Origin of the sequence: Pseudomonas sp. 32_A (assembly GCF_017490905.1) — a bacterium.
GTDB lineage: Bacteria > Pseudomonadota > Gammaproteobacteria > Pseudomonadales > Pseudomonadaceae > Aquipseudomonas > Aquipseudomonas inefficax.
Genome location: NZ_JAFGYI010000053.1, coordinates 1 through 23,284 on the forward strand (window position 1 = coordinate 1; position 23,284 = coordinate 23,284).

Annotated in this window: 23 protein-coding genes and 3 pseudogenes; 18 read left to right on the plus strand and 8 right to left on the minus strand. The window is 61.4% G+C overall.

Annotated features, from left to right (window positions below; genetic code table 11):
- Together J5M58_RS23425 and J5M58_RS23430 are read left to right on the plus strand one after the other, a co-directional pair.
- Positions 1-109, plus strand: a 109-nt coding sequence (locus J5M58_RS23425) for an IS3 family transposase (protein ID WP_135192744.1), incomplete at its 5' end; no start/stop codon positions are given.
- Entirely contained in the window at positions 102-425 is a 324-nt protein-coding gene (locus tag J5M58_RS23430; protein ID WP_207879771.1) for a hypothetical protein, read from the plus strand. The genes J5M58_RS23425 and J5M58_RS23430, both read left to right, overlap by 8 nt.
- 469 nt (positions 426-894) lie before the next feature.
- Here J5M58_RS23430 and J5M58_RS23435 read toward each other — a convergent pair whose 3' ends face one another.
- Positions 895-2,235, minus strand: a complete 1,341-nt coding sequence (locus tag J5M58_RS23435) for a hypothetical protein (protein ID WP_207879772.1) — start codon at positions 2,233-2,235, stop codon at positions 895-897.
- A 155-nt stretch (positions 2,236-2,390) separates the two neighbouring features.
- Here J5M58_RS23435 and J5M58_RS23440 point away from each other — a divergent pair, with 155 nt between their 5' ends.
- The 3 genes from J5M58_RS23440 (at position 2,391) to J5M58_RS23450 (ending at position 4,760) form a co-directional block, all read left to right on the plus strand.
- A complete protein-coding gene (locus tag J5M58_RS23440; RefSeq protein WP_207879773.1) occupies positions 2,391-3,485 on the plus strand; it encodes a WYL domain-containing protein in 1,095 nt (364 codons plus the stop codon).
- The gene (locus J5M58_RS23445) at positions 3,482-3,922 is read left to right on the plus strand and encodes a GFA family protein (RefSeq protein WP_207879774.1); all 441 of its coding nucleotides are present in this window, start codon (positions 3,482-3,484) and stop codon (positions 3,920-3,922) included. Before J5M58_RS23440 ends, J5M58_RS23445 begins: the two co-directional genes overlap by 4 nt.
- A gap of 610 nt (positions 3,923-4,532) precedes the next feature.
- The gene (locus J5M58_RS23450) at positions 4,533-4,760 is read left to right on the plus strand and encodes a hypothetical protein (protein ID WP_207879775.1); all 228 of its coding nucleotides are present in this window, start codon (positions 4,533-4,535) and stop codon (positions 4,758-4,760) included.
- 414 nt (positions 4,761-5,174) lie between these two features.
- Here J5M58_RS23450 and J5M58_RS23455 read toward each other — a convergent pair whose 3' ends face one another.
- Both J5M58_RS23455 and J5M58_RS28350 read right to left on the minus strand, forming a co-directional pair.
- Complete coding sequence (locus J5M58_RS23455) at positions 5,175-5,426, minus strand: hypothetical protein (RefSeq protein WP_112251912.1); 252 nt, start codon at positions 5,424-5,426, stop codon at positions 5,175-5,177.
- Complete coding sequence (locus J5M58_RS28350) at positions 5,423-5,554, minus strand: hypothetical protein (protein WP_258392811.1); 132 nt, start codon at positions 5,552-5,554, stop codon at positions 5,423-5,425. Before J5M58_RS28350 ends, J5M58_RS23455 begins: the two co-directional genes overlap by 4 nt.
- A gap of 332 nt (positions 5,555-5,886) precedes the next feature.
- Between J5M58_RS28350 and J5M58_RS28355 the strand changes: the two are divergent.
- From J5M58_RS28355 to J5M58_RS23465, 3 genes and pseudogenes are all read left to right on the plus strand, one after another.
- A pseudogene (locus J5M58_RS28355) lies at positions 5,887-6,147 on the plus strand (general stress protein); the annotation flags it as partial.
- Positions 6,148-6,240 (plus strand): annotated as a pseudogene (locus J5M58_RS28075) (general stress protein); the annotation flags it as partial.
- A gap of 58 nt (positions 6,241-6,298) precedes the next feature.
- Complete coding sequence (locus tag J5M58_RS23465; RefSeq protein WP_112251914.1) at positions 6,299-7,174, plus strand: manganese catalase family protein; 876 nt, start codon at positions 6,299-6,301, stop codon at positions 7,172-7,174.
- 42 nt (positions 7,175-7,216) lie between these two features.
- Here the strand turns inward: J5M58_RS23465 and J5M58_RS23470 are convergent.
- Positions 7,217-7,725: pseudogene (locus J5M58_RS23470) on the minus strand (ferritin-like domain-containing protein).
- A 250-nt stretch (positions 7,726-7,975) separates the two neighbouring features.
- On the opposite strand from J5M58_RS23470, the gene J5M58_RS23475 reads away from it, so the two are divergent.
- Positions 7,976-8,905, plus strand: a complete 930-nt coding sequence (locus J5M58_RS23475) for a malate dehydrogenase (RefSeq protein WP_112251916.1) — start codon at positions 7,976-7,978, stop codon at positions 8,903-8,905.
- A gap of 209 nt (positions 8,906-9,114) precedes the next feature.
- Here J5M58_RS23475 and J5M58_RS23480 read toward each other — a convergent pair whose 3' ends face one another.
- Positions 9,115-9,936 carry an amino acid ABC transporter permease gene (locus tag J5M58_RS23480; protein WP_112251917.1) on the minus strand — a complete coding sequence of 274 codons (822 nt, stop codon included), beginning with the start codon at positions 9,934-9,936 and terminating at the stop codon, positions 9,115-9,117.
- Positions 9,933-10,754, minus strand: coding sequence for an ABC transporter substrate-binding protein (locus tag J5M58_RS23485; protein WP_112251918.1), 822 nt, complete (start codon positions 10,752-10,754; stop codon positions 9,933-9,935). The genes J5M58_RS23480 and J5M58_RS23485 overlap by 4 nt, the downstream gene beginning before the upstream one ends.
- A gap of 118 nt (positions 10,755-10,872) precedes the next feature.
- Here J5M58_RS23485 and J5M58_RS23490 point away from each other — a divergent pair, with 118 nt between their 5' ends.
- The 9 genes from J5M58_RS23490 to J5M58_RS23530 all read left to right on the plus strand — a co-directional run bounded on the left by J5M58_RS23490 (position 10,873) and on the right by J5M58_RS23530 (position 20,609).
- Entirely contained in the window at positions 10,873-11,757 is an 885-nt protein-coding gene (locus tag J5M58_RS23490) for a homocysteine S-methyltransferase family protein (RefSeq protein WP_181457332.1), read from the plus strand.
- A gap of 169 nt (positions 11,758-11,926) precedes the next feature.
- On the plus strand, positions 11,927-13,198 hold the full coding sequence (locus J5M58_RS23495) for a cystathionine gamma-synthase family protein (RefSeq protein WP_207879776.1): 1,272 nt from the start codon (positions 11,927-11,929) through the stop codon (positions 13,196-13,198).
- A gap of 143 nt (positions 13,199-13,341) precedes the next feature.
- A complete protein-coding gene (locus J5M58_RS23500) occupies positions 13,342-14,790 on the plus strand; it encodes an amino acid permease (protein WP_181457330.1) in 1,449 nt (482 codons plus the stop codon).
- Positions 14,791-14,827: 37 nt separating this feature from the next.
- Positions 14,828-15,712 carry a LysR substrate-binding domain-containing protein gene (locus J5M58_RS23505; RefSeq protein ID WP_112251922.1) on the plus strand — a complete coding sequence of 295 codons (885 nt, stop codon included), beginning with the start codon at positions 14,828-14,830 and terminating at the stop codon, positions 15,710-15,712.
- A gap of 23 nt (positions 15,713-15,735) precedes the next feature.
- Entirely contained in the window at positions 15,736-17,124 is a 1,389-nt protein-coding gene (locus J5M58_RS23510) for a threonine synthase (protein ID WP_112251923.1), read from the plus strand.
- Positions 17,121-17,558, plus strand: coding sequence for an Lrp/AsnC family transcriptional regulator (locus J5M58_RS23515; RefSeq protein ID WP_085626668.1), 438 nt, complete (start codon positions 17,121-17,123; stop codon positions 17,556-17,558). Before J5M58_RS23510 ends, J5M58_RS23515 begins: the two co-directional genes overlap by 4 nt.
- 208 nt (positions 17,559-17,766) lie before the next feature.
- Positions 17,767-18,810, plus strand: coding sequence for a homoserine dehydrogenase (locus tag J5M58_RS23520; RefSeq protein ID WP_207879778.1), 1,044 nt, complete (start codon positions 17,767-17,769; stop codon positions 18,808-18,810).
- Positions 18,811-18,822: 12 nt separating this feature from the next.
- Positions 18,823-20,241 (plus strand): aldehyde dehydrogenase family protein, encoded by a 1,419-nt coding sequence (locus J5M58_RS23525; protein WP_112251925.1) that lies wholly within the window; start codon positions 18,823-18,825, stop codon positions 20,239-20,241.
- A 44-nt stretch (positions 20,242-20,285) separates the two neighbouring features.
- Entirely contained in the window at positions 20,286-20,609 is a 324-nt protein-coding gene (locus J5M58_RS23530) for a RidA family protein (protein WP_112251926.1), read from the plus strand.
- 23 nt (positions 20,610-20,632) lie between these two features.
- Here the strand turns inward: J5M58_RS23530 and J5M58_RS23535 are convergent, their stop codons facing one another.
- Both J5M58_RS23535 and glyA read right to left on the minus strand, forming a co-directional pair.
- Positions 20,633-21,586 carry an arsenic resistance protein gene (locus J5M58_RS23535; RefSeq protein WP_207879780.1) on the minus strand — a complete coding sequence of 318 codons (954 nt, stop codon included), beginning with the start codon at positions 21,584-21,586 and terminating at the stop codon, positions 20,633-20,635.
- 264 nt (positions 21,587-21,850) lie between these two features.
- Positions 21,851-23,104: a serine hydroxymethyltransferase gene (gene glyA, locus J5M58_RS23540; protein WP_112251928.1), complete on the minus strand. Its 1,254-nt coding sequence runs from the start codon at positions 23,102-23,104 to the stop codon at positions 21,851-21,853.
- Between the last annotated feature and the right edge of the window lie 180 nt (positions 23,105-23,284).

The following is a 23,284-nucleotide window of genomic DNA, read 5'->3' on the forward strand; positions in this document are numbered from 1 at the left end:
CGATTACATCGAGATGTTCTATAACCCTAAACGCCGACACAGCAGTGCTATGCAGCTGTCTCCAGTAGAGTATGAGAAACGCTATTTCCTGAGCTTGGAGAGTGTCTAGAAAACCAGGGGCGATTCACAAGGCCAATACCTTGCGTTTTGAAAAAATGACGTATGACCATCATTCTGTGGTGCCTTATGAAAAGCATTCTGGGCCACCTTACAGGGTCATTTATTGCTGTCTTGATGGCGGATTGGATCTCTCGCTTGGACATTATGTGAAGTTCGCAAAAGCGTTAGAAGCCAGCAATCCAGAGCTTGTGATGATGAAGTCTGCCATGAAGCTCACGAAGTCTACGGTGTACTCCATAATGCTGCTGGGTGAGGCAGTTGATCAGACTTTGCCAATGCAGTGTCAACATAACCACGCCTCCTGAGCGCGGCCTTGACCAACCCCAGTATGACAACCACCTGAGTGTCGATCCGGAATTTACATCAGGGCTTACATGGGACGCCATGCAGGGCAGCTGCGGACATCGCAAAACAGTAGATCAAAGTCCGGGTTTTTGAGCCACAAGGCGAGAATCCTGAGGTTTGCGGAGCGAATCTTGCGATCGTCCACCTTTCGAAAACGTCTAGGCGGTGTCTCTCGCTGACTTGCGAAGCTGTCGCTGTGAAACCGCGCCAAGCGCTTGCGGATTGCTGGAGAGCGCGAAGTGAGCAGCTCGGGCTCGATGTCCCATAGCACAAAAACATAATCGTACTGGCAGCCGTGGCGCCTATAGGTGCGTGCCATATCCAAGTCTCCATATCATTATCTGGCTGACATGGTGGTCTCCTTCGGCAAGGTTGGAAGGGTAAGTGTTTCGGAGCGTGTGTGATGCACGCTCCGGTTTAGGCGATTGATTACAGGTCGTCTAGCCGCTCGATTTCGCGGGTGATGAGAGCAGTGATGTCGATCAGGCCTTTGCTGGAGAATACTTCAGTATTTATCGACCACGCGTTACGACAGCCCGGAGTGAAGTGCAGTGCACCCATGTCTTGAAGTACGGCTGCCAGCGCGCTGGCGTCAGGTGGGTTACCCTTCTTGTCGGTCGCTTCGTAGTAGGCGTTGCCGATACCAAACGCGCTTTCGCCGGCACGGACCTTCGTTGCGCTATTGGCCAGAGGGAATGGCGTGCTGCCCGATACTTCCCGAAGAATATTCAACATCTTATTGATGACCTTGATTGGATAGCGGCGGCCTCCATGAAGCTGTATTCCGCCGTCATCGATCAGGTAATGGAATTTGTTGCCTCTTGCAGCGGTGTAGCACTCAATCCAACCGTCACCAGGCATTGGGGGAGTGGTCAATTTGGCCTGAGCATTGCTCCCATCACGGGGCAGGTCATAACCGATCATGAACAATGCAGCCTCCAATTGACGTAGCGCCGGTACGGCAGAGGAGGCAGCGAAGTCACTGGCTGGTGCTCGTGCCAGTGCTGCTGCCAGAATCCAGCTAGCCTTTAGATTCCACTCTGCATGATGAGCACCGGCGATCAAACGTGGAAAGCTGAAACCAGCCTGGCTAGGGTTGCGGTTCTTGGGCGATTTTGCATGAGGGCCCTCTTTCGAAGGCGCCCAGGGAAAGGCGAGCTCGGCGGGGACACTCGAGAGCTGTTTCTCCCGGCAGTACTTCACGACGATCCAGCCGAGGGCGGCCGCAACGCGGCTGTCGTAGATGATGAAATCGTCGACCAGCAGCGAGTAGACCTTGGTCATACCGGCGTTGAAGCGCAGATCACTGCTTACGAGGATCTGCTCAGTCAGATCGCCGCGGGTCAATGCGGCGGCTGTCGATGCCAGGGTCTGGGCGAGATTGTCGATGTTGATACTTAGCCAGCGAATGTTTCCTGCCTCGACACCTCCCCATCTCATCACATCCGCAGCAGCGGAAAACGCAGCCTGGTCGTTTGCCATGTTGATGCTGCTGTGCAACGCGCTACTCAATGCGCTCAGCGCTGCACAGTTGCTGGTGAGGTCCGTTCCTGGTGGAACGTCATGAGCGCCTTTGTGCCGCCATTGATAGCGTGCGCAAGCATCCTGGAGCCCTTGGCATTTCCAAAGAGTGTCGTTGCGGCGGTCCGTGTATCCATGAGTGAAAAGCGAGGTGTTGTTCAGATTTCTGGCCAGCCAATCGACAAAGTCACCCACCACATGGTTCATCGTGGCGGAAGAAGTGGTGCCGAGGTACTGATCGCGATGCATGTCCCGATTCCTTGTGGTGGGTGTCTTGAGTTGCGCTAGTATCCGTCCAGGTGCGACACAACCTGTCGTATGCGGGTAGCTGGATTATCCGAATCACCACCAATAGAGACGGCTTGATCTTCGCATCCGGATGCGGGCCAACAAAGGAGCTGAATGTGAGCAAGCAGGATTTGCCGAATGCCATCAAAACCTTGAAACGGCGATTCGAACTGCTGCGCAATGTGGGATCGGCAAGATGGAAGGGCATTACCGCGACTGAGTTACTGGGCAGCGATGACAGTGGTGTGGATATTCGAACGATCCAGCGAGATCTGGAAGTCATGGCCAAGGCAGGCGTGCTCAAGGGGAAATCGCGGGGTAAACATGAAACTCCGAGGTGGTTCTTGCACGATGAAAGCCCCATTGATATGAATTTTGCGGGTGATTATGGGCAGGTAGAGGCACAGGAATTAACACCCTCCCAACTGAAATCCAGCCGCGTGGCCTTGGGGATCGTGACACTCTACGAGCACGCCCAGCACCTTTTGCACCATGCAGCGCTAGCTGATTTGAAACCGATCTATGAACGGTCCAAGGACATTCTCAGAAAAAATTATTCACTGGAGCATGGCTGGGTCGGAAAAGTCGTGCACGGAACCCAGCAAGTTCAACTTCGCCCAGCCAAGGTTTCCAGTGTAGTGCTACACGCAATTCAGACCGCCGTTCTGGAGGGCACCCAAGTCAGGGCGGACTACCGATCCCGTCGTAGCAAAGATACCAAAAGCATGCTTTTGAACCCCCTCGGCCTTGCGTATCAGGACTCAAGTATTTATTTGGTATGTCAGCTGGACGGTGACCAGATCATTCGCAAGCTTCCACTTCAACGCTTCGAAGCCGTTCATGTGCTTCAGTCTCGTCGAGTATCGATACCAGAGAATTTCGTACTGGCTGAGCATGTGCAGAAAATTCACAAAGCGGGTAGCCCCGTCCGATTGAAAATGAGGATCAATGAAGCACTTCGTGAGCGACTGGATGAGTCGGAAACACCATTGACGGAAAATCAGGTATTGGCCCCCCTGAGTACCGGCGACTGGATACTGGAGTGTGATTACGAGTATACCCAGGGCCTTGAGTGGTGGATTCTGGGCCATGGTGCTGCCATCGAAGTACTTGAACCGGCCGAGTTGCGGGAAAGCATCAGCAGTTGCGTCAGGCAAATGGCCAAAACATATGGTCACCTTTCCTCTAACACGACAAGAGAAACGCTATGACTGAAGAAAAACAGGATGATCGCCCTGTTTACCAGGCAGCCTGCCATTGTGGAACGGTGCGTTTTTCACTTCGCTTGACCGATGGTGTGCGTACAGCGCGCCGGTGCAACTGCTCGCTCTGCCGTATGCGGGGTGCAGTCGCGGTATCAGCCAACCTGGGCGACATCACTGTTACCCAAGGGCATGAGGCGCTCACCCTTTATCAGTTCAACACACGTGTTGCAAAGCACTACTTCTGCTCGAAATGCGGCATCTACACCTTCCACCAGCGCCGCTCCTCACCGGATCAATACGGGGTCAACGTTGCCTGTATCGAAGGCATGAGCCCATTTGACTTCCCGGAAGTCCCTGTCAGTGAAGGGCGGGTTCATCCAAAAGACCGCGTAGGTGGAGGCTCATTGACTGCTGGATGGCTGCGATATGAAAGCAATGATTGATTCCGATTCTACGTGGACATAGCGCCGAGAGCTGGGTGGATACCCTACGTTCCAAGACCCGTTTCCAGTGTCGCCGTGAGCCATGGCATCAACGCTAACCTAACCCGCAGATGCATGAACGGCGGGCCAGAGATCATCATTGCGGCTGGCCCTCTGCTAAAGATCCCTGATGGCCATCTTCCTACGAAACGCGCAGTCCGTTCCTACTCTAGGAAACTTGCGAAAACAGCCACTCGGGAATAAAGTCCCCCCGTCGCCGACGCATCGGTGATGCGACCTTGGCCGGTCGGAATCGAAAGGCGCATCAGCGCCCAGTCTTCATCGCAGGCGCTTTTTTGTGCCCGCGATGTCGCGTTATGGCGGTGGTGCGCGGGACACCTTCGGGTGTGCCGGGCTCCTTTCGTCCCGGTCGGCCAACCCGCGTACTGCTGCCACCTTAACTTGCTTGGCCGCGAGCGGTGGCAGTTCCATCACGAAAGGAACTCATGCATGACCACCGAAAATCCGTTACAGATCCTCGCATCCGTTCTCCACCGTCGTTCCTATACGACCCTCAGCGATCTCACCACCAGTCAATCTCGCTCTGTCTCCGCAACAAGGGAGGCACGCCATGACTAACCAAGAACGCCTATCCACCATCCAAAGCTACGCCTGGACCCTAGAACTGCTAGGCGAAGCCCTGGTCCAGCACGACGAAATGCTGGAGTGCGAACACAACCCACACCTGAGCTTTCGCAACACGGCCGGCATCCATCAGGCGATCCGGATCATCAGCCGTTTGGCCAGTGAACAGTGTGGCAAGGTGATGGAGCGAAACGGGCAGGGGCCTGAGAGTTAGGCAAGATCGTTGTTGGGTGGTGGGCCAGATATTGGCGACTGGCCCTCTGCCAAAGGTCGCTTGGGGTTTATTCCTGCCAGGTAGAGTATGGGGCTGCTTTGCAGCCCATCGCAGGCAAGCCAGCTCCTACAGGGACCGCGCTAATCGCGGGATATGTGCTTTACCTGTGGCAGTGGGGCAGGTGCGGGGAAACGGCAAAACGACTGGCCTTCTACCAAAGACCGCCTGGGGTTTATTCCTGCCAGGTGTGGGTAAGGGGGCTGCTGTGCAGCCCATCGCAGGCAAGCCAGCTCCTACAGGGGGCGCGAAAGCCTGGGGTATCTGCTTTGGCTGCGGCAGTGGGAAGGCGCTGGGGCAAATGGCACGCCCTTCTGAAACCCGCCTTGTGGCGGGTTCTTTCCTCGCCGGCCAGCACTAAACGCCGTGATAGTCAGAGCCCGCAATCGCTCGCAGAAAGCCTCGATCGGCCAGCCGCCGCAGGTCCCGCCACTCGCGCCAGTCCACCAATCCAAGGCGGTCCATCTCATCGGCCAGGCGCAACAATTCCTCGTGGTGGGTGCTAGGGCAGTTTCGTCTTTGCTCGACGTCGTCGTACAGCAGAAACCAGCGATTGACCGCTTTGAGCCGGCGCTGTCCCAGGGCTATCTCCTCGCTGAACGCGTTCATGCCGAAAACTGCGCCTGCACATTAGCGAGCGATGACACTTCGCAGCACAAGTCTTCCTGGTAACTGCGCAACTCGCAGGTACCGGGCTGGCCGAGGATGCAGCGGATCAAGTACAGGTAGTTGACCATTGCGAATGCCCTCTTGGCGGAACTGGGACAAGCGGCTCAGTTAGGTTGATCCCGATCGAGCCGCATCCGTTCAGCCGGATAGATGGCTGGCTGGGAATCAAACTGTGTTTCGACCCACAGGCGAGCGATTGTTTTTGCACAAGGCTTTGAGGGCCGCTGATAAACGCGATTTGTATACCTCGCCGCGATGATCGTTTTCGCAAGAAGCAGGGGCCACTTCCATTAGGGCATTTCGTCAGCTCTTTCAGAATTCGTTGCAAGATGCGCCGCTTGGGCTCTGTCACTGATGAACACAGACCTTCCTGTGTAACTACCGACATGAGGTGTCAATCATGGCTAGCAATCAGGACAACCGCGGTAACCAAGGTGGCAACGCCAATACCAATCCAGGCAACTTTGCCAACGATCGCGAAAAGGCATCGGAGGCCGGGCAGAAAGGCGGCCAGATGTCAGGGGGTAACTTCAAGAACGATCCAGAGCGCGCCTCGGAAGCAGGCCACAAGGGTGGCCAGGCGTCGGGTGGCAATTTCAAGAACGACCCTGAGCGTGCGTCCGAAGCTGGCCGCAAGGGCGGTCAGCAGTCCGGGGGCAACTTCGCCAATGACCGGGAAAAGGCTTCGGAGGCCGGACGGGTCGGTGGCCAGCATAGCCACGGCGGTGGTCGCAAGAGTGACGACAACCGCTAGTCATCCGTGAAAAACGCAGGGGCAGCCGCGCTGCCCCTGCATGCCTGAGGACCTGCTTATGTTCATGCACAACAAGCGATTGCAATACACCGTACGCGTGGCACAACCTGATCCGGGCCTGGCCAACCTGTTGCTGGAGCAGTTCGGTGGCCCGCAGGGCGAGCTGGCTGCGGCCATGCGCTATTTCACCCAAGCGGTCAGTGAGGACGACCCAGGCCGCAAGGACATGCTCTACGACATCGCGACCGAGGAACTCAGCCACCTGGAGATCATCGGTTCGATCGTGGTGATGCTCAACAAAGGGGCCAAGGGCAACCTTGCTGAAGGCGTGGAGGCCGAGGGCGAGCTCTACCGCTCGCTGACCGGTGCCGGCAACGACTCACATGTCACCAGCCTGCTGTATGGGGCCGGGGCGCCGCTGGTCAATTCCGCCGGCGTGCCTTGGAACGCTGCCTACATCGATACCATTGGCGAACCCACTGCCGACCTGCGTTCGAACATTGCCGCCGAGGCGCGGGCCAAGATCGTCTATGAACGGCTGATCAACGTCACCGACGACCCAGGCATCAAGGACGCGCTGGGCTTTCTGATGAGCCGCGAAATCGCCCACCAGATGTCGTTCGAAAAGGCATTGCACGCTATCCAGCCAAACTTCCCGCAAGGCAAGTTGCCAGGTGATCCAGAGCTCAACCGCACCTATTTCAACCTGTCCCAGGGCGGTGAAATGCGTGGGGCGTGGAACCAGGGGCAGGACTGGATCTATGTCGACGAGCCGCACCCGGCGGTAGACGGCGGCGATGGCTCTGCCAGCGTCCAGCTGGACGAGCAGAGTGCGTCGGCGGTCGAGGCAATGAAGCTTCGCACCCAGTCGAACCCGGAGGCGCAACCTCTGACTGGAGCGGAGCTGGGCAAGGTCAACAGCGGACAGCAATGAGAAATGCCCGCGCCGGAGTTGATCCGGCGCGGGGCAGTACACTTAGCGCTTGGCAGTGGCGTCAGGGTCGGCCGAGCGGGCCAGGAACGCTCGGGTTACCTCGGGCAGATGCTCCTTCAGCCATTCGGCCATGGCCACTTCTTCCTTCAGAATCGAACGACATGCTTGGGCAGTGGCGCTGTCCCCGGCGGCCTCAGCTGCCTCGATCAGCACCGTGTAAGACGCGATTTCCATGTTCTCGAACACGTACCCTGCCATGGCGCCTTTGACCACTTCATCGCTCATGGCCATCCCGCCCACTGCCTGCCCGAACGCCATGAGTTTGCCGGCCAGGTCCTTCAAGGTCGATGTGCTGCCGCCCAAGCGCTCGATGCACTCAACCAGCACGCGCTGTTGGCCTTGATCTCTTCAATATGCCTGACGATGCGGCCCTTGAGTTCCGGGTAGTGCTCCAGGCGCTCGGCCTGGCCTTTGAGCATGCTTTCCGCTTGCTGCTCCATCGCATGGGCATCACGCAGCCAGTCGAGCAGGTTTTCCCTTGGAGTTGCCATGATCAGTCCTCGTTTCCAGTGATGGGTATCTGTTCAGAGAACCCTACCGCTGCCACGGTCGGCTGGACCGACGAACGGGGCAAGCGAAGGCGAGGCCGAGGACATCCGCGAAGAAGTACGGATCTGGTCGGCGGGGTGCTGCACCAGGGGATGGCTCGCATCAACCTTCGAGTGGCCTTTTCGCCTCAGCGGGCAATACTTCTGTATTGCAGGCGTGTTCCTGGTGGCGCGCGCCGCTGGGAGGTGTCACGTGAACAAACTAGCAATCGTGGGTGCCGGCATGGTCGGCGAGGCGGCGGCGCAGATCATCGCCCGGGAAGAGTTGTGCCGTGAGTTGGTGTTGATGGATGTGCAGGGCGAGTTGGCCCAGGGCAAGGCGCTGGATGTGTGGCAGGCGGCAGTCGAGTCGGGGTCCGATACCCGCGTTCACGGCGGGGCCAAGGCTGAAATGCTGGACGGGGCTGAGCTGGTGGTGATCACCGCAGGCGTGCCGCGCAAGCCAGGGCAGTCGCGTCAGGACGTGCTCAGCATCAACCTGCCGATTATCGATAGCATCATGGCGGATATCAAACAGCATGCGCCAACGGCGACGGTGCTGGTGGTGTCGAACCCGGTCGATGTGCTGACCTACCGCGCCTGGAGCCTCAGCGGGCAGGGGCGCAGCAAGGTGTTCGGCCAGGCGGGGGTGCTGGATACCGCGCGCATGAAGTGTTTCATCGCCGAGCAGACCGGGTTTTCTGCCCGGGATATCACGGCGCTGGTCCTGGGCGGGCATGGCGACAGCATGGTGCCGCTGATGCGCTATTGCCAGATCGGCTCGGTGCCGCTGTCGCACTTCCTCTCCAGCGAGCAGATCGAGCAGATCGTGGAGCGCACGCGCAAGGGTGGTGGCGAGATTTTGGGGCTGAAGAAGCTGGGCAGTGCCTGCGATGCGCCGGGCGTGGCGATTGCGCAGATGGTGGATGCGATCGCCAACGGGCGAAACCGCATCTTGCCGGCGGTGGCGATTCTGGAGGGCGAGTACGGGCGAACGGACATCGCCATGGGTGTGCCCTGCGTACTGGCAGAAGAGGGGCTGGCGCGGGTGATCGAGTTGCCGCTGGATGCGCGGGAGCAGGCGATGTTCGATCAATCGGCAGACCAGGTGGCGCGGGATATTGTTGAAATGAAGGCGCTGTGACGCTGTGGGAGCAACTGTCTGGCTCAATTTCTAGAAGCTGGCGCGATCCCTGTAGGAGCGGCCTTGTGTCGCGATGGGCTGCGCAGCAGCCCCCGGCAATGTGTGCATCTGTGCGCAAACCCTGGGGCTGCTGCGCAGCCCATCGCGACACAAGGCCGCTCCTACAAGGGCCAGGCTTATGCAAGACAGTTACCCTGCCAATTCAGCCCCTAGCGCTGATAGGCCCTGCCAAAATGCCGCTCCAGCCGCGCCTGCACCAGCTCCAGCAAGATCGACAGCACCCAGTAGATCACCGCCGCCGTGGTCAGCATCTCCAGGTACCGGTAGCTCGACCGCCCGTATGACTGCGCCAGGAACATCACCTCCCACACCCCCATCACCGATATAAGCGATGAATCCTTCAGCATCGAGATGAACTGGTTGGCGGTAGGCGGAATGATCACCCGCATGGCCTGGGGCAGGACGATATGCCAGAAAATCTGCGGCGTTCGCATGCCCAGCGCCAGTGCCGCTTCACGTTGCCCGCGCGCGACGCCGAGAATGCCGGCCCGGAAGATTTCGCTCAGGTAGGCCCCGTAGTTCAGCGACAGGGCGATGATGCCGGCGCTGATGGCGCCCGGTACCAGGCCCAGCTGCGGCAGCCCCAGGTAGATCAGCAGAATCTGGATCAACAGCGGCGTGCCACGGAAGAACGAGGTGTAGAAGCTGGCGACACCCACCAGCACCGCGCTGTTCGACAACCGCGCCAGCGCGGCGGCAAAGCCGAACAGCACCGACACCAGCATCGAGCACAGGCACAGGAACAGGGTCAGCGCCGCTCCTTGCAGAAAGCCGTTGGGCCCCAGCTTGAAACCGGCGAGGTTGGGGAATTTCTCCAGAATGATCGAGAACTTCAGGTCGAAGCTGAGGAAAAACGCGACAAATAGCCCGAACAGCGCCAGCCAGGTCAGCAGCAACCGGGTGCGAAAGCCGAACAGGCTGTTGCCCGTGGGCTTGACCACGGGCTTGGGGGACGATGGGAAGGTGCTCATTTGCTGATATCGGCGCCAATCCATTTCTGCGACAGCTTGGCCAGGGTGCCATCAGCCTTCAGTTCGGCAAATACCTGGCGCACCTTGGCATCCCACTCGGGGTCGCCTTTTTCGATGGCCACCGAGTTCGGCTCTTCATACAACGGGGCGCCGGCCAGCTTGAAGCGCTTGTCCTGGTCCAGGCGCGGCTGCGCGGTCACCAGGTTGGTGAGGATGGCATCCAGGCGTACGCCAGCGCCCAGGCCCAGGTCCTGGAAGGCGACGTTGTCGGTGTCGTACGGCGCGATCTGCACGAAGTCAAAGGGGTAGTCGATCTTCTTGTCCTCGTTGCCTTCGATCACCAGGTTCTTGTTCAGGTAGCTCTCGTAGCTCGAGGCACTGGTCAAACCCACCTTGCGGCCTTCCAGGTCCTTGGCGCCATGGATGCGCTCATCCTTGGCGTTGACCACGATCACCGCAGGCGATGCGTAGTACTCCACCGGGAAGTCGAACACTTCGGCGCGGGCCTTGCTCGGGGTCATCGAGCAGATGCAGATGTCGTAGCGGCCGCTCCAGCGGCCAGCGGCGATCACGTCCCACGAGGGGGTTTCCAGCCGCAGCTTGACGCCCAGCTTGTCCGCCACGGCCTTGGCCACATCCACGTCGAAACCGTCCAGCTGGTTCTGGTCGTTGAGAAAGGAAAACGGCGGGTAGCTTTCCATCAGCACGTTGACCAGTTCCTTGCGCGATTCAACCCGCTCCAGCGTGGTGCCAGCAAAGGCTTGGGAAGCAGTTGCGAGCAGCACGAGGCCCGCACCGAGCACAGTAGAGAATCGCATGTACATACCTGAAATGTTGGCCAATTGGGAGAAAGTGTATTTAATAGTTATAAACGCAACTCACATAATGAATTTTGTTCATAAGAACCTGCAGAGTAGTTATATGAAACAGCGAGCGATGGTGATTCTCGACGGTGGCATGGGCCGTGAGCTGCAGCGCAGTGGGGCGCCGTTTCGCCAGCCTGAATGGTCGGCGCTGGCGCTGAGCGAGGCGCCCGAAGCGGTAGTTGGTGTGCACGCAGCGTTCATCGGTGCCGGTGCCCAGGTCATTACCAGCAACAGTTACGCGGTGGTGCCTTTTCACATTGGTGAGGAGCGTTTTGCCAAGGAAGGGCGCCAGCTCGCCAATATCGCAGGCCAGCTGGCGCGGCACGCCGCCGATGCCGGGGCGCACCCGGTCAAGGTAGCGGGCTCGCTGCCGCCGCTGTTCGGTTCCTACCGCCCGGACCTGTTCCAGCCCGAGCGCGTCGGGGAGGTGTTGACCCCGCTGCTGCAAGGCCTGGCCCCGCACGTCGACCTGTGGCTGGCAGAAACCCAGAGCTCGATTGCCGAAGTGCGGGCCATCCACGCCCACCTGCCGCAAGACGGCAAGCCGTTCTGGGTGTCGTTCACCTTGCAGGACGAGGACGTGGACGAAACGCCGCGCCTGCGCTCCGGCGAGCCAGTGGCCGATGCCATCGAAGCGGTGGTCGGCCTGGGTGTGGCGGCCGTGCTGTTCAACTGCAGCCAGCCCGAGGTAATCGGCGCTGCGGTCGATGTGGCGCGCTCGGTGATCGAGCGCCACAACGCTGACGTCGCCATTGGCGCCTATGCCAACGCCTTTCCGCCGCAGCCCAAGGAAGCCACCGCCAACGATGGCCTGGATGAGCTGCGCGAAGACCTGGACCCGCCGGGTTACCTGGCATGGGCCGCTGACTGGCGCAAGCGCGGTGCCAGCATGGTCGGTGGCTGCTGTGGCATCGGCCCGGAGCACATTGCCGAGCTGAAACGCAACCTGGGGTGAAGCCGGCAGGGTGCCGGGCGGCTTGTGCGACCGCTTGGCATCCAGCCATTAAAAAAAACGTTACTCAGACCCGGATTCCATCGTTTTTCAGTCCCCCGCCATGCCCCTATAGTCCGCTGAAAGCCGATGCCGAATCGGTGTACACAACTCAGCGGTGCGGGAACCGGATATGAACAACAACGAAAAAATCGTGGGCAATGCAGCGGTCGGTATCGGCACGCGAGTAGTGTGGAGCGGGGAACAGGTCCAGCACCCGTACAACGCTACCCAGACCCCGATCGTGGTCAGTGCCGCCTACGGCTACAACGACATCGATGCCTGGTACGACGTGGCGCAGGGCAAATTGCCGGGCTACATCTACAGCCGCATGAGCAACCCGACAGTCGCCACGCTGGAAGCGAAGCTGTGCGAGCTGGAACAGTCCGAATCGGCGGTGGCATTCAGCAGCGGCATGGCTGCCATCAGTGCCGTGCTGCATACCTTTCTCTCAAGCGGCAAGCGCGTTGTATCGACCCGCGACAGTTACGGCGGCACCAACAAGATTTTCGAAGAGTTCCTGCCGCGCATGGGCGTGCAAGTCTGCCTGTGTGACACCCTCGACACCGAGGCGCTGGAGCGCGAGATCGCCGCAGGTTGCGACCTGCTGTATCTGGAAACCCCTACCAACCCCACCCTGAAGGTACTGGACATCCAGCGCCTGAGCGCTGCTGCCCGGCAGGCCGGCGCTGTGGTAGTGGCCGACAACACCTTCGCCACGCCGCTGACCCAGAACCCGTTGGCCCTGGGCGTGGACGTGGTAGTGCACAGCGCGACCAAGTTCCTGTCCGGGCACGGTGACGTGCTGGGTGGCGTGGTGTGCGGTGCAGAGTCGTTGATGGCGCAGGTACGCCACTACCGTGAAATCAATGGTGCGGCGCTGGACCCGTTTTCCGCCTACCTGATCATCCGCGGTATCAAGACCCTGGCCCTGCGCCTGCGTCAGCAACAGGCCAGCGCGAAGGCCCTGGCGAATTACCTGACGACCGAACCGCTGGTTGAAGCGGTCAACTACCCCGGTTTGCCCCAGCACCCGGGCCATGCAATTGCCAAGGCGCAGATGCGCGGCTTCGGAGCCATCGTCAGCTTCGTGCTCAAAGGTGGCATGCCCACCGTGGCGCGGTTGCTGCCGCGCCTGAAGTACGCCCATCGGGCGGGCAACCTGGGGGCAGTCGAGACCATCTATGGCCCGGCGCGAACCACCAGCCATGTGGAAAACACCCTCGAAGAACGGCTGGCCCTGGGCATTTCCGAAGGGCTGGTGCGCATTTCGGTGGGCATCGAGGACACCGAGGACCTGCTGGCAGACCTGGCACAGGCCTGTGCATCGGTGCGTCAGGAGTTGGCCGCAGCAAAGGAACTGCACGGTGACGAAGGCGCCTGCCTGGCCGAAGCACAGGCCTGAGGCTGGCACGTAGCACCCGCTGCTTGCGGTGGGTGCCACTTCATGAAGTCGAACAAAAACAATATGCAAGGCAATTCGCTTCGCTCTGCCAAGACGAGGTCGTTGCAACGTCCTTGCCCGCCAACTTTCATGAGTAAACCACAATGTCCCTGCAGACAACGACAACGAGAAATGCTTCGGCGCACAGCTTCAAGCAGGATATGCAAACCCGCCATATCGTCATGCTGGCGCTGGGTGGTGTCATTGGTACCGGCCTGTTCCTGACGTCGGGCTACACCGTCAACCAGGCGGGCCCGCTGGGGGCGGTCATCGCCTATGTCCTCGGCGCGATCATGGTCTACCTGGTGATGATGTGCCTGGGCGAACTGGCGGTACACATGCCGGAAGTCGGCTCGTTCAGCAGTTACGCCACGCGCTACCTCGGGCCGGGTACAGGCTACATGGTGGCCTGGATGTACTGGCTGACCTGGACCGTGGCCATCGGCTCGGAATTCACCGCCGCCGGTATCCTGATGGTGCGCTGGTTCCCCGATACGCCGGTGTGGATATGGAGTGCGCTGTTCGGGTTTGCAGTGTTCATCAGCAATATCATCTCGGTGCGGTCGTTTGCCGAAACCGAATTCTGGTTGTCACTGATCAAGGTGCTGGCGGTGATTGCCTTCCTGGTGGTGGGCGGCGGCGCGATCCTGGGCGTTTTCGAAATTACCCAGGCGCACAGTGTCGGGCTGGGCAACTTCACCCGCGAAGGGCTGTTCCCTACGGGCTTCTGGTCGATCGCCATGACCCTGCTGGCGGTGGCCTTCGCGTTCTCGGGCACCGAGTTGATCGGCATCGCCGCCGGCGAAACCCGCGACCCGGAAAAGAACGTGCCCAAGGCCATCCGTACCACGGTCCTGCGCCTGGCGCTGTTCTTCGTCGGCACCATCTTTGTATTGGCAACCTTGTTGCCGCGTGAACAGGCCGGGCTGGTTGAAAGCCCGTTCGTGATGGTCTTTGCCATGATCGGTATCCCCTATGCCGCAGACATCATGAACTTCGTCATCATCACTGCGCTGCTGTCGGCGGCCAATTCCGGGCTCTATGCTGCGGCGCGCATGCTGTGGACCCTCAGTGACCAAGGCAACATGCCCCGCCGGTATGCGGCACTGTCGCGTCGTGGCACGCCGTTCAACGCCATTGTCCTGAGCATGGCGGGCGGCATGGCTTCGCTGCTCAGCAGCGTGTTTGCCCCTGACACCATCTACCTGGCGCTGGTGTCCATTTCCGGGTTGGCGGTGGTGGTGGTGTGGATCAGCATCGCGGCCAGCCAAATGGCTTTCCGCCGCCATTACCTCGCCAATGGCGGCAACCTCGCAGACCTGAAGTTCCGGGTGCGCGGCTACCCGTTCGTCCCGCTAGCCGCCATCTTCTGCTGCGTGTTGGCCTGCGTCGGTATTGCCTTCGACCCCGCCCAGCGCGTGGCCCTGTACTTCGGCTTGCCCTTCATCGCCTGGTGCTACCTGGCCTATTGGCTGACGTGCAAGTTCCGCAGCCGCCAGGCAGGCCCGCTGGAAGTGGTCGCGCCAGGTTCCGAGGCTGCCAGAGCAGGGTGATACTAGGCCACCGGAACGTTGCCACGAGAAACCGCCGATGACCCAGAAAACCCTGCCCCCCTTGAACTGGCTCAGAGCCTTCGAAGTGTCGGCGCGTTACCTGAACTTCACCCATGCAGCCGAGGAACTGCACCTCACCCAGGGGGCCGTGAGCCAGCAGATTCGCCACCTGGAGAGCCAGTTGGGGGTGGCGCTGTTCAAGCGCCTGCCCCGGGGGCTGGGGTTGACTGAAGAGGGCCAGTCCTACCTGCCGGTGGTGCAGGACGCGATCAGCCGCCTGGCGGTGGGCACCAATGAAATTTTCGGGCAACGCCAGCGTCGGCCCTTGAAAGTACGCGGCAGCCTGTCGTTCCTGCACTTCTGGCTGGCGCCCCGACTGGCCGATTTTCGTCGTTCGCACCCGCAGGTGGACATCCGCTACATCAGCAACCTGTGGGTCAAGGAACTGGATGCCGAGGATGACCTGGAAATCCGTTGGGGCAGCGGCCAGTGGGCGGGCGTGGAGGCGCAGCGCCTGACCCGCGACATGCTGGTGCCGGTCTGCTCGCCTGCGCTGATTGCCGACGCCCCGCTACGCGAGCCGCGCGACCTGGCCCGCGTCCCGTTGCTGCATGTGCTGGGTTACGAGGAGGGGTGGGGTTATTGGCTGGAGCGGGTTGGCGCCGATCAGGTCGACTCCTCCAGCGGCCTGCAGTTCGACACCCTGGTGGCGACCTTGCGCATGGCGGAACTGGGGCTTGGGGTGGCGCTGGCGCGCTCGTCGCTGGTCGAGGACTTGCTGCGGGAGGGGCGGCTGGTAGCGCCTTTTGCCCAACGCATCGAGGCGAGCGAGTCGTTTTACCTGGTACGTGGCCTGGGCGAGGCGTTGTCCACGGATGCCCAGGCCTTCAGCCACTGGTTGGTGGCAATGGCCCACCGTTAATCAAATAGTTACCTGGAGCACCGATGCAGTACACATCCACGCGCGGCAACGAGATACGGGTCGATTTCCGCACGGCGCTGCTTTCCGGGCTGGCCGACGATGGCGGGCTATACGTGCCTGCCGCGGTGCCGACCTTCAGCCAGCAGGAAATTGCTAGCTGGTCGTGGTTGCCGTTCGACGAACTGGCCTGGCGGGTGATCGCACCGTTTGTCGGCGATACCCTTGATGAGCCGACCCTCAGGGCGCTGGTCAGCGACAGCTACCGAGGGTTCAGGCACCGTGGCATCGCGCCGTTGCAGCAGATTGGCCACAACGAATGGATCCTGCAGCTGTTTCACGGGCCTACCCGGTCCTCCAAGGATTTCGCCGCGCAGTTGCAGGCGCGGCTCATCCGCCATTTCCTGGGGGCCGATTGCGAACGGGTCATGCTGGTCGGTGCCAGCAACGGCGATACGGCGGTGGCCGCAATCGAAGCCTTGCGGCATTGCCCGACGGCACGCTTGCTGGCGCTGTACCCCAGTGCCGGGACACCGGCCGACCGGGCGGCGGTGATGCGCAGTGCCGCTTCCGACAGCGTCAGCTGCGTGGCCGTGGACGGCAGCTTCGATGACTGCCAGTCGCTGGTGTCGGCGCTGCTGCGTGCATGGCCATGCCCCGGGCTGATTCCCGTGAGTTTCAACTCGACCAACTGGGTCGGCGTGCTGGCGCAGATCGTGTTCTATTTTCACGCCGCGCTGCAGCTGGGCGGGGGGATTAGGCCGGTGGGCTTCAGTATCCCCACGGCCAGTTTTGCCGAAATCTACGCAGGGTTCATTGCCCAGAAAATGGGCCTGCCGATCAACCAGATCATCGTCTCCACCAACCGCAACGATGCCCTGCACCGGTTCATCCACTGCAATCGCTACAGCCGTGGCTCAACCAGCCAGACCTTGTCGCCGGTCATGGACTTCTCGCTGTTCTCCAACCTGGAGCGCTTCGTCTGGGAGCTGTATGACCGCGATGGCGGGGCGACCCGGGCGCTGATGGAGCACTTCGAGGATTGTGGCGAGTTGAGCATCGGCAACCGCCAATGGTTGCATGCGCGCATGCTGTTCGACTCCTATGCCGTGGACGACGCGCTGATCCGCGAAGAAATCGTCACGCTGTTCCACGAAACCGGCAGCGCAGTAGACCCGCATGCCGCCACCGGGGCATTCGCCGGGCGCCTGCACCGGCGCAACATTGGCGCGCCCATCGTCACGCTGGGGCAGTTTGCCCCGGAAAAGTCCGCCGGGCTGCTGGCGGAGCTGGGGGCCTGGCATGGCGAAGTACCGGCCAGTGTCGTGGCTGCTGCAGGCGGCGGGCCGCTGCTGGCACCCGACGACCTGGCGGGGGTTCATGAGCTGCTGGCCCGGTTGCAGGCCGGACGATGAAGCGCATCCTCGATCCCCTGGACGAGCGTATCCTCGCCGAACTCACCGCCAATGCACGCATTGCCCATGCCGAACTGGGGCTCAAGGTGAACCTGTCGCGCAATGCGGTACGCCAGCGCATCGAGCGCCTGGAGCGTGACGGGGCCATCCAGGGCTATACCCTGCGCATCGGTGAGGGACGACGACCGAGTTCATTGATCAACGCGGTCATCTTCGTCTACCGCTATGACCGCATGCGCGGAGAAGCTGTGCTCGATGCATTGCGCCAGATTCCCGAGGTGATCCAGTGTGAAGTGCTCAGCGGTGAATTCGACCTGCTGCTGCGCGTCGAGGCTTCCAGCCCGGAACGGGTGCACCATGTATGGAAGGAGATTGCCGCCATGCCGGGGGTCGAGAACACCGTCACATCGTTCGTCCTGGCCACGGTGATCTGAGACGCCCGCTGCCGTTTGCCAACCCTCGCTACAACAACGCCGCCCGGGCTTGCGCCCTGGCGGCGTTGTGCATTCCGGCGGCGCCCAGGCATGCATCAGGCACTGGTCAGATTGGCCAGTAAATACAGCGGATTGCCATATTCAACTGGCATTGCACGGCTCTTACGCTTGTCCTCATCGACCAATCGCCTGGAAAGGACAGCAAACCATGACCGAATACAAGATCGCACTCGTTGGCTTTGGCGGCGTGAACCGTGCCCTGGCCCAACTGATCGCCGAACGCAATGCGCGCTGGCAGAAAGAGCTGGGCTTCGGCCTGAAGATCGTTGGCGTCACCGACCTGTTCCTGGGTTCGGCAATCGACCGCAATGGCCTGGATGCGGCCACGCTGGCTGCTCTGCCCGCTCAGAAGGGTGCGCTGGCGCAGATCCCTCAAGGTTCGGCAGAGGCGTTCAACGAGTCGGTGATCAAGCAGTCTGGTGCCGACATCATCGCCGAGGCCACCTTCACCAACCCCAAGGACGGTGAACCGGCGGCAACCTTCTGCCGCTGGGCGCTGGAAGCGGGCAAGCATGTGGTCACTACCAACAAGGGGCCGATCGCCTTGCATGCCCAGGCGCTGAAAGCCTTGGCCAAGGCCAATGGCGTGTCGTTCGAATACGAAGGCGCGGTGATGAGCGGTACACCGGTGCTGCGCATGGCGCGCCAGACGTTGGCCGGTGCAGGCCTTGTGGGCTTCGAGGGCATCCTCAACGGCACCTCGAACTATGTGCTGACGCGTATGGAAGAGGGGCTGGGCTTTGCCGATGCGGTGGCCCAGGCGCAAGCACTTGGCTACGCCGAGGCAGACCCGAGCGCCGATGTGGAGGGGTATGACGTGCGCCTGAAGGTGGTCATTCTCGCCAACGAGCTGCTCGGTGCCTGCTTGCAGGTGAACGATGTCAGCTGCAGCGGCATCAGCAACCTCGACAGCGCGGCTATCCAGCAAGCGCAGGCGGCGGGCCAGCGTTGGAAACTGATCGGCAGTGCCAGCCGTGAAACCGATGGCTCGGTGCGTGCCAGCGTCGAAGCGCGCCTGCTACCCGGCAATCACCCCCTGGCGGGTATTTCCGGTGCCACCAATGCGGTTGCGTTCAACACCGAATTGCTGGGCGCTGTGACCGTGTCCGGCCCGGGTGCGGGACGTGTCGAAACGGCATTCGCCCTGCTGTCGGATATCGTCGCCATCCACACCGCTGGCCGCTCGGCCTGAGGAGCAACCGTCATGAGCCTGACTTCCGTGTCCCGGGTAGCCGTCCAGCAACCCACCTTGATCGATGTGTACAGCCCCTTCGACGGTAGCCTGGTCGGCAGCGTCGCCAACCTTGCTGCCGATGCCGTGCCAGGTCTGCTCGTCCGTGCTCGCCAGGGCGTGCGCGAGAGTGCCGCGCTGCCCCGGCACCGCCGCGCCAGCATTCTGGAGCAGGCCGCCCGACTCATCGAACGTGACGCCGCGGATTTTGCCGGCCTGATTGTCGACGAAGCGGGCAAGACCCTGCGTCAGGCCGAGAAGGAGGTGAAACGCTGCATCAACACGCTCAAGCTGTCTGCCGAGGAAGCGCGGCGCAACGCCGGCGAGGTGGTGCCTTTTGATGCCTATGAAGGCTCCGAGTCGCGCCAGGGCTGGTTCACCCGCGAGCCGTTGGGGCTGATCCTGGCCATTACCCCGTACAACGACCCGCTCAACCTGGTGGCGCACAAGCTGGGGCCAGCGATTGCTGGAGGCAATGCGGTCATTCTGAAGCCCTCGGAGCTGGCCCCGCTGTCCGCCTTGAAGCTGGTGCAGTACCTGGTTGATGCAGGGCTGCCGGAGGCTGTCGTCACCGTGGCCACTGGCGGTGCCGAGCTGGGCAAGGCCCTGGTGGCCGTGCGTGAAGTGCGGATGATTTCCTTCACGGGCGGCTTCGCCACGGGCGAACAGATTGCCCGGGGGGCGGGCCTGAAAAAACTTGCCATGGACCTGGGCGGCAACGCCCCGGTACTGGTACTGAAGGACTGCGAACTCGAGGCCACTGTCGAGGCTTGTGTGTCTGGCGCATTCTGGGCGGCCGGGCAGAACTGCATCGGCACCCAGCGCATCCTGGTGGACGCTTCGATCTATGAGGCGTTCCGCCAGCGCTTCGTTGCCTTGACCCAGGCGATGGTGGTGGGTGATCCAGGCCTGCGCGAAACCGACATGGGGCCGATGATCACCGAAGGCGCGGCCCGGCAGATTGAAGAGCGCGTGAACCTGGCCCTTCAGGACGGTGCTCGCCTGCTTTGCGGCCATCGACGCCAGGGGGCGGCCTATGCGCCGACGGTGCTGGAAGGCGTTGACCACGCCAGCCGGCTGTGGCGTGAGGAGGTATTCGCACCGGTGGTGATGCTGGCGCCTTTCGAGGATATCGAGCAGGCGATAGCACTGGCCAACGCCCCGGAGTACAGCTTGCATGCCGGTGTGTTTACCCGCGACCTGTCGCTGGCGTTGAGCCTGGCCCGGCGAATCGAGGCGGGTGGGGTGATGATCAACGACTCGTCCGACTACCGCTTCGATGCCATGCCATTCGGTGGTTCCAAGTATGGGAGCCTCGGGCGTGAGGGGGTACGGTTCGCCTACGAGGACATGACCCAGCCCAAAGTCGTCTGCCTCAACCAGTTGGGTTAAGGGGAGGAGCTTTGATGATCGAACGGTATGGATCAGGCGAGCGGATGTCGCTGGCGGTCAGCTACAGGGGCCTGTTCGAAACGGCAGGCGTGGTCGCGGACGACCTGCGCCAGGATGTGCAGGGGCAGTTGCGCCAGGCGTTGAGTACGATCGATGGGTTGATGGCAGAGGCCAACGTGGGCAAGGAACACTTGACCCGGGTTCAGTTATGGATTGCCGACTACAGCCACTTCGACCTGGTCAATGAGGTGTACGACGCCTGGTTGCAGGGTTGTCCGAAACCACCCCGGGCTTGTGTAGGCGCAGACCTGGGAGAGGGCTACCTGGTCGAGGTGCAGGTGTTTGCCGTGTGCCCTGAGCGCTCCTGACCCCGAGCGACCGATGCCCCGGGTCAGCACACGGCGCGGGGCACCGCCCTTACATAGATCAGTTCGCTTACCAGCTCCACCAGTGTCTGTGTAATCACCGCTGCTGCCGCCAACCCGCGCATGTCTTCCGGTAACGCCAGCGCCAGCGGCAGTACGACCAGCGAGTTGCGCGTGGCGGCGCTGAAGGTGACCGAGCGTGCCTCGGTCACCGGCAAACGCAGCAAGCGCGCGGCAACGAACCCGAGCACTGGCGCCAACAGCATGAAGCCGATGTACACCGGAATCACCGGCAGCAAACGGTCGAAGTCACGCAGCACCACGGCAATCTGCGAGGCGATCACTACCACAAGCACCAGGGCCATGGCCGGTACCGGCATCCACGCCCAGGCGTCGTTCCAGGTCGAGACCGTGCGCGAGCGACGGGCACCGGCGCTGGTGAGCACGGCAAGAACCATCGGCAGCACGATCAGCAGCACGAAGGCTTCCACGAACGGGGTGACGGAGATGGCCACGTTGCTGCTGTCAGCCAGCATCAGGGCCAGATAGAGCGGTAGCAGCGCCAGTTGCACCAACAGCAGCACGGGGGTGGCGGCCAGGGTCAGGCGGGCGTCGCCCTTGCCGATGTGGGTGAACACCACCACGTAGTCGATGCACGGTGTCAGCAGCACCAGCAGCGCGCCGATGAGGATCGCCGGGTGTTCGACCAGCCCGCGGGTGATGGCCCCGACCAGCAGCGGCACGAGGATGAAGTTGGCCAGCAGCAGGGCGGCGATGAAGCGGCGGTTGCCCAGGCCCTGGCGCAGGTCGAGGAAGGGGATCTGCAGGAACATCGCGTACATCAGCACGGCGATGGCGGGGGTGACCAGGGCTTCCAGGTAACGTGCAGTGTCGCTGGCCAGCAGGCCGAACGTGATGGCGGCGAGCACGGCGGCGAAGTAGATCGGGACCTGTTGGGTTTCGAGTTGCGCTCTGGTCAAGGTATGGCCTGTGTTTGCTGGATGAAAAGGCATACAGGGTAATACGCACCATCAGCAGGGTGTCGCGCTTTTTTGTAGGAGCGGCCTTGTGTCGCGAAAGGACCGCAACGCGGTCTCGGCAATTTCGGCGGCAACGCTGCAATCGTGGGGCCGCTGCGCGCCCCTTTCGCGACACAAGGCCGCTCCTACAGGATTGGCGACAGCCACCTGAAAACGAAAAAGCCCGGCACTAGGCCGGGCTTTTTCCTGTCAGGCAATCGCCAATCAGTTGCCGTAAACCGGCAGCTTCTTGCAAATGGCCTTGACCTTCTCACGCACGGCGTCGATCACCGCTTCGTTGTTCAGATCAGCCAGGATGTCGCAGATCCAGCCAGCCAGCTCGCGGCACTCGGCTTCCTTGAAACCACGGGTGGTAACGGCTGGGGTGCCGAAACGCAGGCCCGAGGTGACGAACGGGGAACGTGGGTCGTTCGGTACCGAGTTCTTGTTGACGGTGATGAAGGCTTTGCCCAGGGCGGCGTCAGCGTCCTTGCCGGAGATTTCCTGCTTGATCAGCGAAAGCAGGAACAGGTGGTTCTGGGTACCACCGGAAACCACGTCGAAACCACGCTCGATGAACACGCTGGCCATGGCCTGGGCGTTCTTCACTACCTGCTGCTGGTAAGCCTTGAACTCAGGCTGCAGGGCTTCCTTGAAGCAGATGGCCTTGGCAGCGATGACGTGCTCCAGCGGGCCACCCTGGGCGCCCGGGAAGACGGCGGAGTTCAGCTTCTTCTCGATCTCTTCGTTCTTGCGAGCGAGGATCAGGCCGCCGCGCGGGCCGCGCAGGGTCTTGTGGGTGGTGGTGGTGACCACGTCGGCGAACGGAACAGGGTTCGGGTACACGCCAGCGGCAACCAGGCCGGCAACGTGGGCCATGTCGACGAACAGGTAGGCACCGACCTTGTCGGCGATGGCGCGGAAGCGGGCGAAGTCCAGAACCTGCGAGTAGGCAGAGAAGCCGGCAACGATCATCTTCGGCTTGTGCTCGACAGCCAGGCGCTCGACTTCGTCGTAGTCGATCAGGCCGTTGCCGTCGATGCCGTACTGGATGGCGTTGTACAGCTTGCCCGAGGAGCTTACCGAAGCACCGTGGGTCAGGTGGCCACCGTGGGCCAGGCTCATGCCCAGGATGGTGTCACCGGCCGACAGCAGGGCCAGGTAGACGGCAGCGTTGGCCTGGGAGCCGGCGTGCGGCTGGACGTTGGCGTAGTCGGCGCCGAACAGTTGCTTGGCACGGTCGATGGCCAGCTGCTCGACGACGTCGACGTACTCGCAACCACCGTAGTAGCGCTTGCCCGGGTAGCCTTCGGCGTACTTGTTGGTCAGGACCGAGCCCTGGGCCTCCATGACTGCCGGGCTGGTGTAGTTTTCCGAAGCGATCAGCTCGATATGCTCTTCCTGGCGCAGAGCTTCTTGCTGCATGGCTTCGAAGAGCTCGGCGTCGTACTTGGCAATGGTCAAATCACGGCTGAACATGGCGGTCCTCAAGGATCGGGGTGAATTGGGGGGGCATTCTAACCGATTGATTCGCGACTGGCATATGAAGTGGCATCAAGTCGCGGACCAATGGGCTTCATGTTGCATCCCGCGTCGTGTCTGGGCTGGGCGGGGATCGGAGTTGACCTGGAAGTCCGCTTTTGGGGGCGCGTTGCGCCC